This window comes from Hydrogenophaga sp. (assembly GCF_026125825.1).
Taxonomy (GTDB): domain Bacteria; phylum Pseudomonadota; class Gammaproteobacteria; order Burkholderiales; family Burkholderiaceae_C; genus Hydrogenophaga.
Map to the genome: position 1 here is coordinate 1 of NZ_JAHCKK010000045.1, position 14,200 is coordinate 14,200.

The 14,200-nt window shown below is 68.5% G+C and carries 18 protein-coding genes; 11 read left to right on the plus strand and 7 right to left on the minus strand.

The window, feature by feature from the left end:
• Window positions 1–65 precede the first annotated feature (65 nt).
• The 4 genes from KIT86_RS14810 (at window position 66) to rlmD (ending at window position 4,004) form a co-directional block, all read left to right on the plus strand.
• Entirely contained in the window at window positions 66–707 is a 642-nt protein-coding gene (locus KIT86_RS14810; protein ID WP_297399717.1) for a protein-L-isoaspartate(D-aspartate) O-methyltransferase, read from the plus strand.
• Between the two features lie 167 nt (window positions 708–874).
• Window positions 875–1,699, plus strand: coding sequence for a peptidoglycan DD-metalloendopeptidase family protein (locus tag KIT86_RS14815; protein WP_297399654.1), 825 nt, complete (start codon window positions 875–877; stop codon window positions 1,697–1,699).
• A 13-nt stretch (window positions 1,700–1,712) separates the two neighbouring features.
• A complete protein-coding gene (locus tag KIT86_RS14820) occupies window positions 1,713–2,498 on the plus strand; it encodes a 3'-5' exonuclease (RefSeq protein ID WP_297399719.1) in 786 nt (261 codons plus the stop codon).
• A gap of 12 nt (window positions 2,499–2,510) precedes the next feature.
• Window positions 2,511–4,004, plus strand: a complete 1,494-nt coding sequence (rlmD, locus tag KIT86_RS14825; RefSeq protein ID WP_297399656.1) for a 23S rRNA (uracil(1939)-C(5))-methyltransferase RlmD — start codon at window positions 2,511–2,513, stop codon at window positions 4,002–4,004.
• Window positions 4,005–4,011: 7 nt separating this feature from the next.
• Here rlmD and KIT86_RS14830 read toward each other — a convergent pair whose 3' ends face one another.
• Together KIT86_RS14830 and KIT86_RS14835 are read right to left on the minus strand one after the other, a co-directional pair.
• Window positions 4,012–4,350, minus strand: a complete 339-nt coding sequence (locus KIT86_RS14830) for a hypothetical protein (protein ID WP_297399658.1) — start codon at window positions 4,348–4,350, stop codon at window positions 4,012–4,014.
• A 138-nt stretch (window positions 4,351–4,488) separates the two neighbouring features.
• Window positions 4,489–5,184 carry a Bax inhibitor-1/YccA family protein gene (locus KIT86_RS14835; protein ID WP_297399660.1) on the minus strand — a complete coding sequence of 232 codons (696 nt, stop codon included), beginning with the start codon at window positions 5,182–5,184 and terminating at the stop codon, window positions 4,489–4,491.
• A gap of 249 nt (window positions 5,185–5,433) precedes the next feature.
• Between KIT86_RS14835 and KIT86_RS14840 the strand changes: the two genes are divergently transcribed.
• On the plus strand, window positions 5,434–5,841 hold the full coding sequence (locus KIT86_RS14840; RefSeq protein WP_297399662.1) for a heme-binding protein: 408 nt from the start codon (window positions 5,434–5,436) through the stop codon (window positions 5,839–5,841).
• 153 nt (window positions 5,842–5,994) lie between these two features.
• On the opposite strand, the gene hemP is transcribed toward KIT86_RS14840, so the two are convergent.
• From hemP to KIT86_RS14865, 5 genes are all read right to left on the minus strand, one after another.
• Window positions 5,995–6,207 (minus strand): hemin uptake protein HemP, encoded by a 213-nt coding sequence (gene hemP, locus KIT86_RS14845; RefSeq protein WP_297399664.1) that lies wholly within the window; start codon window positions 6,205–6,207, stop codon window positions 5,995–5,997.
• The gene (locus KIT86_RS14850) at window positions 6,204–6,617 is read right to left on the minus strand and encodes a biopolymer transporter ExbD (RefSeq protein ID WP_297399666.1); all 414 of its coding nucleotides are present in this window, start codon (window positions 6,615–6,617) and stop codon (window positions 6,204–6,206) included. The genes hemP and KIT86_RS14850 overlap by 4 nt, the downstream gene beginning before the upstream one ends.
• Before the next feature lie 14 nt (window positions 6,618–6,631).
• Window positions 6,632–7,384 carry a MotA/TolQ/ExbB proton channel family protein gene (locus tag KIT86_RS14855; RefSeq protein WP_297399668.1) on the minus strand — a complete coding sequence of 251 codons (753 nt, stop codon included), beginning with the start codon at window positions 7,382–7,384 and terminating at the stop codon, window positions 6,632–6,634.
• Window positions 7,385–7,410: 26 nt separating this feature from the next.
• A complete protein-coding gene (locus KIT86_RS14860; protein ID WP_297399670.1) occupies window positions 7,411–8,142 on the minus strand; it encodes an energy transducer TonB in 732 nt (243 codons plus the stop codon).
• Window positions 8,143–8,398: 256 nt separating this feature from the next.
• Window positions 8,399–9,520, minus strand: a complete 1,122-nt coding sequence (locus KIT86_RS14865) for an alpha-hydroxy acid oxidase (RefSeq protein WP_297399672.1) — start codon at window positions 9,518–9,520, stop codon at window positions 8,399–8,401.
• A gap of 169 nt (window positions 9,521–9,689) precedes the next feature.
• Here KIT86_RS14865 and KIT86_RS14870 point away from each other — a divergent pair, with 169 nt between their 5' ends.
• Genes KIT86_RS14870 through KIT86_RS14895 form a run of 6 tightly spaced genes read left to right on the plus strand, consistent with a single transcriptional unit; the run spans window position 9,690 to window position 14,198 of the window.
• Window positions 9,690–10,019 (plus strand): hypothetical protein, encoded by a 330-nt coding sequence (locus KIT86_RS14870; protein WP_297399674.1) that lies wholly within the window; start codon window positions 9,690–9,692, stop codon window positions 10,017–10,019.
• A complete protein-coding gene (locus tag KIT86_RS14875) occupies window positions 10,016–10,630 on the plus strand; it encodes a DUF6162 family protein (RefSeq protein WP_297399676.1) in 615 nt (204 codons plus the stop codon). Before KIT86_RS14870 ends, KIT86_RS14875 begins: the two co-directional genes overlap by 4 nt.
• A gap of 52 nt (window positions 10,631–10,682) precedes the next feature.
• Window positions 10,683–11,621, plus strand: coding sequence for a zinc ABC transporter substrate-binding protein (locus KIT86_RS14880; protein WP_297399677.1), 939 nt, complete (start codon window positions 10,683–10,685; stop codon window positions 11,619–11,621).
• Window positions 11,618–12,367: a metal ABC transporter ATP-binding protein gene (locus KIT86_RS14885; protein ID WP_297399680.1), complete on the plus strand. Its 750-nt coding sequence runs from the start codon at window positions 11,618–11,620 to the stop codon at window positions 12,365–12,367. The genes KIT86_RS14880 and KIT86_RS14885 overlap by 4 nt, the downstream gene beginning before the upstream one ends.
• On the plus strand, window positions 12,367–13,269 hold the full coding sequence (locus KIT86_RS14890; RefSeq protein ID WP_297399682.1) for a metal ABC transporter permease: 903 nt from the start codon (window positions 12,367–12,369) through the stop codon (window positions 13,267–13,269). The genes KIT86_RS14885 and KIT86_RS14890 overlap by 1 nt, the downstream gene beginning before the upstream one ends.
• Window positions 13,266–14,198: a zinc ABC transporter substrate-binding protein gene (locus tag KIT86_RS14895; RefSeq protein WP_297399684.1), complete on the plus strand. Its 933-nt coding sequence runs from the start codon at window positions 13,266–13,268 to the stop codon at window positions 14,196–14,198. Before KIT86_RS14890 ends, KIT86_RS14895 begins: the two co-directional genes overlap by 4 nt.
• The last annotated feature ends 2 nt before the right edge of the window (window positions 14,199–14,200 follow it).

Sequence of the window (14,200 nt, forward strand, 5' to 3'; positions counted from 1 at the left end):
CCGTGCCGCCAGCCAAGGTCGCGCCCCGTGTGCCGGCCCACCCGGTCGCACCCACTGGCGTGGGCATGGAGTCGCAGGCGGTGCGCGCCGCCATGGTGCGCAAGATCCAGGGGCAGGGCGTCACGCACCTGGGCGTGCTGGCGGCGTTGCAGGCGGTGGAGCGCCACCGCTTCGTCGATTCGGCGCTGGTCAACCAGGCCTACGAGGACACCAGCCTGCCCATCGGCCTGGGACAGACGATCTCCAAGCCCGGCGTGGTCGCGCGCATGCTGGAGCTGCTTTGCCAGGGCCGCAGCGAAAAGATGGGCCGGGTGCTGGAGATCGGCACAGGTTGTGGTTACCAGGCCGCCTTGCTCAGCCATCTGGCGCGCGAGGTCTACAGCATCGAGCGGCTCAAGGGTTTGCACGAAAAATCGCGCGAGAACCTTCGGTGGTTCCGCCTCTCCAACCTGCACCTGCTGTTTGGCGATGGCATGCTGGGCTACCCCAAAGGGGCGCCCTACGCGGCGATCATCGCGGCGGCAGGGGGCAACGACATTCCGCAGGCGTGGATCGACCAGCTGGCCGTGGGTGGCCGGCTGGTGGCGCCTGCGGTCACGGCGGGCGGCCGGCAAAACCTCGTGGTGGTGGACAAAACCGCCGCCGGCGTCGTCCGCACAGAGCTGGAGGCCGTGCTCTTTGTGCCTCTAAAATCGGGTGTCGCATGATGTCGCACCGCCTCCGGGGCGGTGCGACGTGTCTTTTTCAGGGCCCTGACCGCGATGGCGGCCAGGGTTCCTTGCAATTCGTGGGAGTTTTCATGAACAAGCGTGTTTTCCAATGCTCGGGGCGTCCCCATGAGTCGGGTCGTCCTGCATGGCGAGGCGTCGCGGTCATGTCCATGCTGGCGGCGCTGATGGTCGCCGCCGGCTGTTCCTCCACCCGCCTGGACCGCCCGGCGCCGGTGGAAGACCGGGGCGGTTCCGCCGCCCCCCGCCCCGCCGAAGTGGTGCCCATGCCGGGCGCCGAGAACGCCGGCAAGCCGGGCTACTACACCGTCAAGGCTGGCGATACCCTGTTCCGCATCGCGCTGGACAACGGCCAGAACTGGCGCGATATCCAGGCCTGGAACAGCCTCACCAACCCGAACGCGCTGGAAGTGGGCCAGGTGTTGCGCGTGCAGCCGCCCGGCGCCAGCACCACGGCCGCCGCACCGGCGGGCCCCACCACCAGCCCGGTGACCAGCTCGGGCGTGTCCTCCAGGCCGTTGTCGGAAACCGCGCCCCCTGCGGCCTCCACATCGCCCACCACCCCGCCGGCCCCCGCACCCGCTCCGGCCGCGGGCGGCGCCGACGAGATCAGCTTCATCTGGCCGGCCCAGGGCACCGTCATCACGCCGTTCGACGAAGCCAACAACAAGGGCGTGTCCATCGCCGGCAAGATCGGCGACCCGGTGGTTGCGGCGGCCGATGGCCGTGTGGTCTATGCCGGTGCCGGCCTGCGCGGCTATGGCAACCTGATCATCCTCAAGCACAACAACACCTACCTCACCGCCTACGCCCACAACCAGGCGCTGCTGGTGCGGGAAGACCAGGCCGTGCGCCAGGGCCAGAAGATCGCCGAGATGGGCAGCAGCGACACCGATCGCGTCAAGCTGCACTTCGAGGTGCGTCGCCTGGGCAAGCCGGTCGACCCGATGGGCCACCTGCCCAAGCGCTGACGGCCGGCGCGGCATTGCCTGGCCGGTTCTCGTTTTCGACATCGAGTCCATCCCCGACGTGGCCGGGCTGCGCGCCCTTCGGGGTGCGCCGGCGGCGCTCAGCGACGAGCAGGTTCACGCGGCCTGGCTGGCCGAGCGCAAGGAAAAGGGCCAGAGCGACTTCGTGCCACTGCACCTGCAGCGGGTGCTGGTCATCAGCTGCGTCTTCCGCAATGCCGAGGGGCTGCGCATCCACTCCTTCGTGGACCGCGACGGGCACAGCGAAGGCAAAGTGGTCCAGGCTTTCTTTCACTCGATCGAGAAACACACGCCCCAGCTGGTGAGCTGGAACGGTGGGGGCTTTGACCTGCCTGTGCTGCATTACCGCGGTCTGCGCCACGGCGTGGAGGCGAGCAAGTACTGGGACCTGGGCGAAGACGACCGCGAGTTCAAGTGGAACAACTACATCAGCCGGTACCACATGCGGCACCTGGACCTGATGGATCTGCTGGCCATGTACTCGCCCAAGAACAACGCCCCGCTGGACGCCATGGCCAAGCTCTGCGGTTTCCCGGGCAAGCTGGGCATGGACGGCTCGCAGGTCTACGCGCAGTACCTGGCCGGCCAGACCGAAGACATACGCCGCTATTGCGAGACCGACGTGATGAACACCTACCTGGTGTACTGCCGCTTCCAGAAGATGCGCGGCGGGCTGACCGAGGCCGAGTACGAGCAGGAGATTGCCATGGTCAAGGAGACGCTGGGCAACCTGGCGCCGGCCGAACCGCACTGGGACGAGTACCTGAAGGCCTGGGCCTGAGACAATCGGGGGATGACAGCGTCCTCCCTCCACGAAAACAGCCTTCTGACCACCGCCAGCAGCGAGGCGGCCCACGAAACGCCGCGCAGCGCCTTGCCCGAGGGCTGGCTCGCGGTCGAGTCCCTCGACATCGATGCCCAGGGCATCGCCCGCCGGCCCGATGGCAAGGTGGTGTTCATCGAAGGTGCGCTGCCCTTCGAGCAGGTCAGCGTGAACGTGCACCGCAAGAAGAACAACTGGGAGGCCGGCACGGTGACGGCCATCCACCATGAATCTTCCCAGCGCGTGCGGCCGGGTTGCCCCCACTTCGGCCTGCACGCCGGTGCCTGCGGCGGCTGCAAGATGCAGCACCTGCACGAGGCCGCCCAGGTGGCGGTCAAGCAGCGCGTGTTGGAGGACAACCTGTGGCACCTGGGCAAGGTCAGGGCCGAGACCATGATGCGCCCCATCGAGGGCCCGGCCTGGGGCTACCGCCACCGCGCGCGCCTCTCGGTGCGGCATGTGCACAAGAAGGGCGAGGTGCTGATCGGGTTTCACGAGCGCAAGAGCCGCTATGTGGCCGACATGAAGGTCTGCCCCGTGCTGCCCGCGCACGTGAGCAACATGCTCATGCCCTTGCGAGAACTCATCTTTGGCATGGACGCGCGCGACACCTGCCCGCAGATCGAACTGGCCAGCGGGGACGACGTGACGGCGCTGGTGCTGCGCCACCTGGAGCCGCTGAGCGAGGACGATCTGGCGCGCCTGCGCGCGTTTGGCGCGCGGCATGGCGTGCAGTGGTGGCTGCAGGCCAAGGGGCCGGATACCGTCAAGCTGCTCGACGAGGGCGGGGCGGTGCTGTCGTACACCTTGCCCGAGTTCGGCATCACCATGCCGTTCAAGCCGACCGACTTCACCCAGGTCAATCCGTTCATCAACCGCGTGCTGGTGGTGCGGGCCCTGCGCCTGCTGGATGCGCAGGCCCATGAGCGCGTGATCGACTGGTTTTGCGGGCTGGGCAATTTCACCCTGCCGATTGCCACGACGGCGGGCGAGGTGCTGGGCATCGAGGGCAGCGAGGCCCTGGTGGCGCGCTCACGCGAGAACCTGGCGGGCAACCAGGCCGGCCGGGACCGGCCTCTGGCGCCCACCCGCTTCGCTGCGCGCAACCTGTTTGAGATGACGCCGGAGCAACTGGTGGCCGATGGCGCGGCCCAGAAGTGGTTGGTGGACCCGCCGCGCGAGGGTGCGTTCGCGCTGGCCAAGGCCATCGCCGACCTGCACCAGAACCCGGCCCTGCGCGGCGGCTGGACGCCGCCGCAGCGCATCGTCTACGTGAGCTGCAACCCGGCCACGCTGGCGCGCGACGCGGGGCTGCTGGTGCACCAGGCGGGCTACCGCTGTGTGGCGGCGGGGGTGGTCAACATGTTTGCCCACACCGCTCACGTCGAGAGCATGGCGGTGTTCGAGCTAGACCCGTCGAAGGTGCCGGGCGCCGAGGCACCGGGGGCGCAGGGCGAGGGTTGATCCGGGATCAGGATTTCTGCGATGGGGCGCCGGGTTTGGCGCCTTCGGCCGCCGAGGGTGCGGCACCGGCTTCGGGTTCGGAGGGCATGCCCACCACCGAGTTCTCGCGCATGTACTGGTCCATCTCGCGCCAGCCGGCGAACACGGCGGCCTTGCCCGCGCGCGGGTAGTTGCTGAAGCAGCTTTCGATGCTGCGCACCGCGTGCCGGCAGGCGCTGCCAATGGCCTTGCCTTCGGCCTCCTTCTTGGCGGCGATCTGCGTGGCGGTCTCGATGCCCAGCGCTTCGCAGCCGGTCAGCAGGCTGACGGCGGCCAGGAGGCAGAGGGTGAGGGCGGTGTGTCGCATGGCTGTGCAAGGGTTTCAGCCTTGTTTCGGCGCCTGGGGCCTGAACTTGACGCCTGCGGTGGCAAAAAAGTCACGCCGCCCGTGCGACAGGCCAAGAAAAAGGACCCGAAGGTCCTTTTTCGAGGGATGAGGCCCGGCTCAGTCGCGGTCGCCGCCGAACATGCCCAGCAGCATCAGCAGGCTCTGGAAGATGTTGAACAGGCTCAGGTACAGGCCCAGGGTGGCGGTGATGTAGTTGGTCTCGCCGCCGTCCACGATGCGCTTGAGGTCGTACAGCAGGTACAGGCTGAACACCACGATCGCCAGCGTGGCAATCACGGCCATGCCCGCCGGGCTGCCCACGAACACGTTGATGATCGCGCCGATCATGATGGCCAGGGCGCCCACGAAGAGCCATTTGCCCAGGCCGGAGATGTCGCGCTTGATCACGGTCGAGAGGTTCGCCATGATGAAGAAGACGCCGGCCGTGCCGCCAAAGGCGGTCATGATCAGGCTCGAGCCGTTGGAGAAGCCCAACACCGAGGCCAGCAGGCGAGAGAGCATCAGGCCCATGAAGAAGGTGAAGGCCAGCAGCACGGGCACGCCCGCGGCAGAGTTTTTGGTCTTCTCGATCGCGAACATGAAGCCGAAGGCGCCGCCCAGGAAGACGATCAGGCCCAGGCCGCCCGTGAGCGAGGCGGTGATGCCCGTCTGCACGCCGATCCAGGCGCCCAGCACGGTGGGCAGCATGGACAGGGCCAGCAGCCAGTAGGTGTTGCGCATCACTTTGTTGCGCTGCGCATCGGAAGAAACGGCGGTGCCGAAGCGGCCGCTGGTCTGTACGTGGTCGGTCATGGTGGTGATCTCCTTCATCATCTGACGCCGTGGGCCGGTCGCTGCGCGTCCGAATGACGCGCAACCGGCGAAATTGCATTGTAGAAGTCTGGCCCGCCTTGGGCACGCGGCACGGGACAACGCATTTTTGGTATGGTCACTTGTGACCTGAGGTGTGCCAATGCACGCGTTATCGTTCGCACTTTGTGCCCGGGCGGTCCGCTTCCGCTCTGCAATCCCTTCTCTGATCCCCCATTTAGGACCAAGTTCATGAAAAACAAGGCAATGCTCGAAATCGCCGACGTCAAACTCATCGCCGCCGCGGCCGAGGCCGAAGCCGTGAAGAACAACTGGGCGGTGACCATCGCCATCGTGGACGACGGCGGGCACCTGCTGTGGCTGCAACGGCTGGACGGCGCGGCTGCCATCTCGGCCCACATCGCCCCCGCCAAGGCCCACACGGCCGCGATGGGGCGGCGTGAGAGCAAGATTTACGAAGACGTCATCAACCAGGGCCGCATGTCCTTCCTGAGCGCGCCCTTGCTCTCGGGCATGCTCGAAGGCGGTGTGCCCATCCTCAAGGATGGCCAGTGCCTGGGCGCGGTGGGGGTGAGTGGTGTGAAGTCGACCGAAGACGCACAGATCGCGCGCGCGGGCATCGCAGCGATCGGCCTGTGAGGCCCGTCCGGGCGGTGCTGCGCCCGGAAAAAATGCCTGGCTAACAAGACCCGGGGTCTCTTGGCTGGCAAAAAACGACGCACGGGGATGGTGATGTCCCCGGGTCGCCCCACGATGAAAAAGCGGTGCGAGGCAGGCGTGCGGTGCCGCCGCCTACTTGGTGAGGATCAGCTTGCCCTGCCGCGTCGCGTGCAGCCGGTAGAGCGATCCGTTGTGATGAATGGCCACCACCTTCTGGCCGCGCAGCAGTTCGGCGCTGGGCAACACCGGCACGGGGTGCCCTTCGTGCAGGAAGGGCGTCGCCGTGGCTGCTTCGGACTCGGTCGGCTCGGCGGGCGAGGGGGTGGTGTCCAGGTTCGGGTTCATGGCGTGCCCGGTTCGGTGATGAACCCGATCTTGCGCACGCCGCTGCGCTGAGCGCTGGCCATGGCCTGTGCCACCCGCTCGTAGCGCACCGCCTTGTCGCCGCGGATGTGCAACTCCGGCTGGGGGTCTTGGGCAGCCGCCGCCGCGAGGCGGTTGGCGAAGTCGGCATCTTCCACGCGCTGGTCGTTCCAGTAGTAGACGCCGTCCGCATCGACGGTCAGGCGGATGTTCTCGGGTTTGTCCAGCACCTTCTCCACGCTGGCCTGCGGCAGCTCGATGTTGACCGAGTGCTTGATCACGGGCACGGTGATGATGAAGATGATCAGCAGGACCAGCATCACGTCGATGAACGGGATCATGTTGATCTCGCTCATCATCTCGTCGCTGTCCGATTGGGTTCCGATGGCCATGGCTGGGTTTCCTCTTACGAGGCCTTCTTCATCGGCAGCACTTTGCCGTCGGCTGCGCTGGCGGTGACGCGTGCACCGGTGACGAAGTAGGCGTGCAGGTCGTGCGCAAAGCGGTTGAGCTGGTGGCTGATGCCCTTGTTGCCGCGCACCAGGGCGTTGTAGCCCAGCACGGCGGGAATGGCGACCAGCAGGCCCAGCGCGGTCATGATCAGCGCCTCGCCGATCGGGCCGGCCACGCGGTCGATGCTGACCTGGCCCGCCGCGCCGATGCTCAGCAAGGCGTGGTAGATGCCCCAGACGGTGCCGAACAGGCCCACGAAGGGAGCGGTGGAGGCCACCGAGGCGAGCACCGACAGGCCGCTCTGCGCGCGGGCGGTGTGGTCGTCCACGCTCTTGCGCAGCGAGCGCTCGACCCAGTCGCTCACGTCCAGGCTGTCGTGCAACTGGCGCTGCGGCGGGGAGCCGTTGTGGCCGTCCTTGTGCAGGATGTGGCGGGTGGCTTCGCGGCCTTCGAGGGCCACGCTGCGGAAAGGGTTGCCTTCGGACGAGCCCAGCTTGTCCAGGCCTTCGGCGAAATCGGCGCTGTGCCAGAAGCCTTCGATGCCCTTGGCCTGGGCGCGCTGGGCGCGCTGATCCAGGGCCTTCCACAGGATGATGACCCAGGTGGTCAGCGACATGCCCAGCAGCACGATGGCCACCGAACGGGTGACCCAGTCACCTTGTGTCCAGACGTGGGCCAAGCCCGTCGAAGCGAATTGCGGATCCATGATTCTCAGACTCCAGGGGAAAAGGTTTATTGCAAAACGAAATTGATCGGAACGTCGAACCACATGGCTTCGGCCACCCCGTTGCGCTTGCCCGGCACGTAGCGCCAGCGCAGCACGGTCTGCACGGCGGTCTGGTCCAGCCGCTCGAAGCCGCTGGAGGCGCGGACCTCGGCCTTGCTTGCCGTGCCGTTGGTCTCGATGAGCACGCGCACCACCACCTTGCCTTGTTCGCCCAGGCGCTTGGACAGGGAGGGGTAGGGCGGGCGCGGGTTGTTCAGGTAGGCGGCGCTGCTCGAGGGCAGCTCCACGCGCGGTGGCGCAGGTGGGGCGGGTGGCGCTGGCGGCGCTGGCGGGGCCGGTGGCGCGGGTTCGGCCGCCGCCACCACGGGCGGTGCAGGGTCGGGCGGTGCCACCACCGGAGCGCTGGGCGATGGCTCCTGCCGCAACACCGGCTGCGGCGCGGGCTCGGGGCGCGCGACGGGTTTCGGCCTGGGCTTGGGCTGCGGCACGGCGGGCGCGGGCGGCGGCGGCTCGGGCGCGATCTGCGGCTTCGCCGGTTCGATGATTTCGGCCAGCACTTCCACGGGGACCACCATTTCGACGGCACGGCGCAGCAAACCGCTCTGCAAGGCCCAGACGGCCAGCACATGAAAGCCCACCACCGCGCCCACCACCAGGACGCGGCGGTTCAGGCGGCGCGGCGTGGCCTCAGGCGTGGGAGAGAAGGGTGGCGCCAGGGTGGCGCTGGGGGTCGGCATGGTGGTGTCGGAAGAGGCTCGGCAGGACGGTGAGGCGGGCGGGCTTGGTGAAGGCCTCGTTATGAACTATCTGTGTCGAAAAATCCACCACGCGGCGATCAACATGAGCAGGAGGCTGGCGCCCAGGACAGCGAGGCCGGTGGTCATGACAATCCTTTCGCGTGGTCGTCGGTGCATCGTGTGACAGGCAACTGGCGTCGATTCTAAACGAGAATGTTTCGCATTCTCAAGACTGGGCGCAAAACAGGCGAATTTTTCAGCGGCCGGCGGGCGCGAGCACCGAGGCCGCCTGCGCCAGTGTGCGGCAACCGGTGAGCGCCATCGCGATTTCCAGTTCGTCGCGCAACAGGCGCAGCACGTGGGCCACGCCAGTGGCGCCCGCGGTGGCCAGGCCGTGCAGCACCGGGCGGCCCACCAGCACCGCGTTCGCCCCCAGGCCGATGGCCTTGAGCACGTCGGTGCCGCGCCGGATGCCGCCATCCACCAGCAGCGGCAGATCGCCCGACACGGCCTGCGCGATGCGGGGCAGGGACGCGGCCGTGGTGACGGCGGTGTCGAGCGTGCGCCCGCCGTGGTTGGACACGATCAGCCCCGAGGCGCCGCTGGCCACGGCCTGGCGGGCGTCGTCGGGATGCAGCACGCCCTTGAGCAGCACGGGCAGGCGCGTGACCGAGCGCAGCCAGGCCACGTCGTCCCAGCCGGGCGCGTGGGTGAGCAGGTCGTCGAACAGGGCGCTTTGGCCCTCGGCCAGGGCGCGCGGTGGTGGGTGGCGCAGGCCGGCGAGGTTGACCGCGCCCATGCCGGCGGGCAGCCGGAAGCCGCTGCGCCGTTCGCTGTCGCGAGCGCCTTGCACCGGCGCGTCCACCGTGAGCACCAGGGCTTCGAATCCGGCGGCTTCGGCGCGCTGCACGAGCTCGGCCGTGAAGGCCCGGTCGGGTTGCAGGTAGAGCTGAAACCACAGGGGGCCGCGCCCCGATTGCGGCAGGTAGGCGGCGGCGATGTCTTCCAGGGAGACCGACGCCTGGGTGCTCAGCACCAGGCCGGCGCCCAGCGCCGCCGCCGCCAGGGCGGTGGCGTGTTCTGCGTGAGGGTGCGCCAGGCCCTGGCAGGCCATGGGTGCGATGAGGATGGGATGGGCCAGGGTGCGGCCGAGCAGCTCGACGCGGGTGTGCCCGCCGGCGACCGGCTGCAGCACGCGGGGCAGCAGTTCCAGCGCGCGCCAGGCTTCGATGTTGCGGGAGGCGGTGATTTCGTCGGCCGCGGCACCGAAAAGGTAGGCCCAGTGGGCGTCGTCGAGCACGCTGCGGGCATGGCGCTCGTGGTCGGCCAGGGTGGTCACGCCCGGGGGCAGGGCTTCGTGCGCAATTGGGGTGGTCATGGGGTCGTGGAGGGGCGTCGGGCGGCGCAGCCGTGCAGCAAAAACAGGAGCAGAACGCCCGGCAGAGGCTCACCGATGTTTATAATGGGAACAATTCTCATTTGTCTTCCATTATTGTGCATGCCAGGCCGGGCCGACCGCGCGGGCATGTTTCCACGAATCCTGATCCATGCGAAAACGATCCCACCGCCTGCTCCTGTCCGCCGTGTTCGTGGGGGCTGCGGCACTGCCCGGGCTGTCGTCGGCCCACAGCCTGCTGCTGACCTGCAAACCCGCCGCCGGGAACATGGTGCGCTGCGTGGGCGAGTTTTCCGATGGCAGCGACGCGGTGGGCATGTCGGTGCAGGTGAAGGCTTACGACGAACGCGTGTTGTTCAAGGGCACGCTGGGCGGCGATTCGTCTCTGCAGTTCAAGCGGCCCGAGGGTGAATTCTTCGTGCGCCTGGAGGACGGCGGCGAGCACTCGGCCGAGGTCGACCACACCGACGTCAAGCCATGACCACGCAGGTGGTGCGTCCGGCCGGCGCCGGCCATGAAACCTTGTGGGTGGCGCTGGCGGCGGCCTGTGTGCTGCTGGTGGCCGCGATCCTGATTGGCGCGCGCGCGCAGCCGCTGGCCGCCACCGCCTTGTCTTCGCACCAGATCGACGCCCGCACGCAGCTCAACGCGGCGGAGCAGGGCATTCACGCCGACCTGCTGGTGGCGGCCGAAGAAATCGCCGCGCTGATCGAGGCCGACCAGGCCTTGCCCGGCGTCGAGCAACTGCGCGGCATGGACCTGCCCCCGTTCGCCGCGGGCGCGGGCGCGGCCGCGCGTGGCGGACACGAATGGCGCACCCAGGCACAGGGCCACGAGGTCGCCTATGTGGGCCGCAGCGCGGCGCCCGATGTGGCGGCGTCTTTCCTGTTGCGCCTGCCGGCCCGAAAGGGCGCGGGTGAGCCGTCGCCCGGGGCGCACGCGCACGACGGCGAGGCCGAGGTGTGGGTGCGCCGCGAGGGCGCCAACAGCTGGCCCGAGCAGCTCGACGATGCCTCGCTCGCGCGCCAGGGCTGGCGTGAGGTGGTGGTGCGCTACGACGCCGGGGTGACGCGCAAGGACGCCGTGCACTGACCTCTGCTTCCCCGCGTTGGCGCTTTCTCTTTTCTCACTCGGGACTTCCTTCATGTCAGACCAATCCCTGCTTTCCTCGCGCCGCCGCCATCTGCTGTCAGCGATGGCCTGGGCGCCCATGGCCCTGGCCGCCGCCAGCGTGCCGGCCCTTGCCCAGGCGCGCAAGCTGCGCGTCGGCGTGACGCTGCATCCGTATTACAGCTATGTCGCCAATGTGGTGGGCGATCTGGCCGAGGTGGTGCCCGTCATTCCCGCCGGCTTCAATCCGCACGCCTATGAGCCGCGCACCGAAGACATCAAGCGCATCGGCTCGCTCGATGTGATCGTGCTCAACGGCGTGGGCCACGACGACTTCGCCGGCCGCATGATCGCGGCGAGCGAGAAGCCGGGCCTGAAGGTGATCGAGGCCAACGCCCAGGTACCGCTGCTTGCGGCCGTGGGCGCCGGCCGGGGCACCTCGGGCAAGGTGGTGAACCCGCACACCTTCCTGTCGGTCACGGCATCGATTTCGCAGGTCAATACCATCGCCCGCGAGCTGGGCAAGCTCGACCCCGCGAACGCCAGCGCCTACACCGCGAATGCGCGCGCCTACGCGCAGAAGCTGCGCAAACTGCGCGCCGACGCGCTGGGCCAGCTGGCGCAGGCGCCGGCCAGCGGGCTGCGCATCGCCACGATCCATGGTGCCTACGACTACCTCTTGCGCGAGTTCGGCCTGGAAGTGGCGGCGGTGGTGGAGCCCGCGCACGGCATCGAGCCCAGCCCCTCGCAGCTCAAGGGCACGATCGATCAGATCCGCACCCTGGACGTGAAGGTGATCTTCTCGGAGATGGATTTCCCGTCGGCCTACGTCGACACCATCCGCCGCGAGACCGGTGTTCGCCTGTACGCGCTGACCCACATCTCGCACGGCCCCTACACGGCCGACAAGTTCGAGAACGAGATCGCCCGCAACCTGGCGACCGTGGTGCGCGCGATCAAGGAGTCCGCGTGAGCGCGATCGCGGGTGGACCTGGCATCGCCTTCGAGTCGGTTGACCTCACCCTCGGCCACACCGACATCCTGCGCCAGGTGAGCATGCGGGTGGCCGCGGGCAGCGTGCACGCGCTCGTGGGCCCCAACGGCGGCGGCAAGAGTTCGCTCTTCAAGGCCTTGCTGGGCCAGGTGCCGCACCGTGGGCAGATCAGCCTGACGTGGCCGGGCGAGCTGCCGGGTGTGGTGGGCTATGTGCCGCAGGCCCTGGCCTTCGACGCGGGGTTGCCGATGACGGTGATGGACTTCATGGGCGCCATGTGCCAGCGCAGGCCCGTGTTCCTCGGCCTGTCGCCCCGCTGGCGCGAGCCGGTGGCGCAGGCCCTGGAGCAGGTGCGCATGCTGGAGAAGGCGGGGCGCCGCATGGGCGCGCTCTCCGGCGGCGAACGCCAGCGCGTGCTGCTGGCGCAGGCGCTGATTCCGTCGCCCGATCTCATCCTGCTCGACGAACCCATGTCCGCGCTGGACGAAGCCGGCGAAGCGATTTTCGAGAAGTTGCTCGCGCATTGGCGCGAGACCCGTGTCACCGTGTTGTGGATCGAGCACGACCTCGACGCCGTCACGCGCCTGGCCGACCACGTCTGCGGCCTGAGCCGCCAGGTGCTGTTCGATGGCCCGGCCGCCGAGACGCTGACTCCGCAGCGCGTGCTTGCGCTGTTCTCCAGCCGGCAGCGGCGCGAAGAAGAAAAAGACAAGGCGGTGGCCTGATGAGCGCATTCGATACCTTCCGCCAAGGCGTGCAGCACCTGGCCGAGCAGGGCACGTTGCCCGCGTCGCTGGCCTATGGCTTCGTGGTCAACGCCGTGCTCGCCGGCCTGTTCATCGGACCGGTGCTCGGCGGGCTGGGCACGCTGGTCGTGGTCAAGCGGCTGGCCTTCTTCTCCGAGGCGGTGGGCCACGCGGCACTCACCGGGGTGGCCATCGGCATCCTGCTGGGCGAGCCCTACACCGGACCTTACGGCAGCCTGTTCGCGTACTGCCTGCTGTTCGGCATGTTGCTGAACTACCTGCGCAACCGCACCGGCCTGTCGCCCGACACCTTGATCGGCGTCTTCCTGGCGGTCTCGCTGGCCATGGGGGCGAGCCTGCTGCTCATGCTGTCGGGCCGCGTGAACATCCACATCCTGGAGAACGTGCTGTTCGGTTCCGTGCTCACGGTGGATGCGGGGGACCTGCTGGTGCTGGCGGTGGTGGGCTCGCTGGTGGTGGCCCTCACGGTACCGCTCTACAACCGCTTCATGCTCGCCAGTTTCAACCCGCAACTGGCCAGCGTGCGCGGCGTGCGCGTCAAGCTGCTGGACTACCTGTTCGTGGTGCTCGTGACGATCGTGACGGTGGCCTCGGTCAAGGTGATCGGAGCCATCCTCGTGGGTGCCCTGCTCATCATCCCGGCCGCCGCCGCGCGCTTGCTCAGCCTGTCGCTGCGCGGCTTCTTCTGGCTGAGCGTGGGCATCGCCACCGTCAGCACACAGATGGGCATCCTGGTGCCGATCGAATTCGAACTGCCGGTGCCTTCGGGCGCGGCCATCATCCTGACCGCCGGCGCGTTGTTCGCGCTCGCGGCGGTCATCCGGGGCTTCACCCCGTCACTGAAAGGACATGCTGGATGACCTCGCGTCTGTCCCCTTTGGTCGGGTGTCTGGCCGCTTTGCTGGCCTTGTCGACCCACCCCGCCACAGCCTTCGCGCAGAGCGCGCCAGCGTCCGCGGCGGTGGCAGCCGCCGCGCCTGCGCGCCTGCTCGTGGCCCATCCCGTGGTGGCCGCGCTCACCACCGCGCTGGTGCGCGACACGGGCATCGTGGTGCTGCGGCCGGTGCCCGAAACGCTGCCGCCGAATCGGCAACTGGCCTTCTTCTCTGGCCGTGGTGCAGCAGGGCTTGGCGAGGCCGCGCGCCAGGCCGATGCCGTGATCGCGCTGCGCTCCATCTGGCCCGACGACCCGCTGTTTCCGCTGGCGCGCCGGCAGAACATCCGCCTGATCGAGATCGATGCGGCGCGCCCGCTCGATGCCTCCCTGCCCGGCATGGCGCTGCAGGAGCAGGATGCCACGGCGAACGCACTGCCCTGGCTGGACCCGGTGAACCTGGGCCGCATGGCCGATGTGATTGCCAGCGATGTGGGCCGGCTGGTGCCCGCTGCCAAACCTCGCCTGCAGGCCAACGTGGGCACGCTGCGCCAGCAGTTGCTCTCCATCACGGCGCAGAGCGAAGCCCGCCTGGCCAGCGCGAGCAACCTGGCGGTGTTCAGCCTGTCAGACCGGCTCGACTACCTCGTCAGCGGTTTCAACCTCGATCTCGCCGGCACCGATGCGCGCGCCGACGAAGCCTGGACGCCTGAGGCGATCGCGCAGTGGGTGCAGCGGCTGCGCAGCGCCTCGGTGGCCGCCGTGCTGCACCACCGCGAACTGCCGCCAGCCGTGGCGCAGGCGGTGCAGCAGGCGGGTGTGCGCAGCATCGTGCTGCTGACCGAGGGCCGAGACCCCGTCGCCGAATTGCGCGAGAACGCCCAGCGCCTGGGCGCCATCGCCACCACGCGATGAAG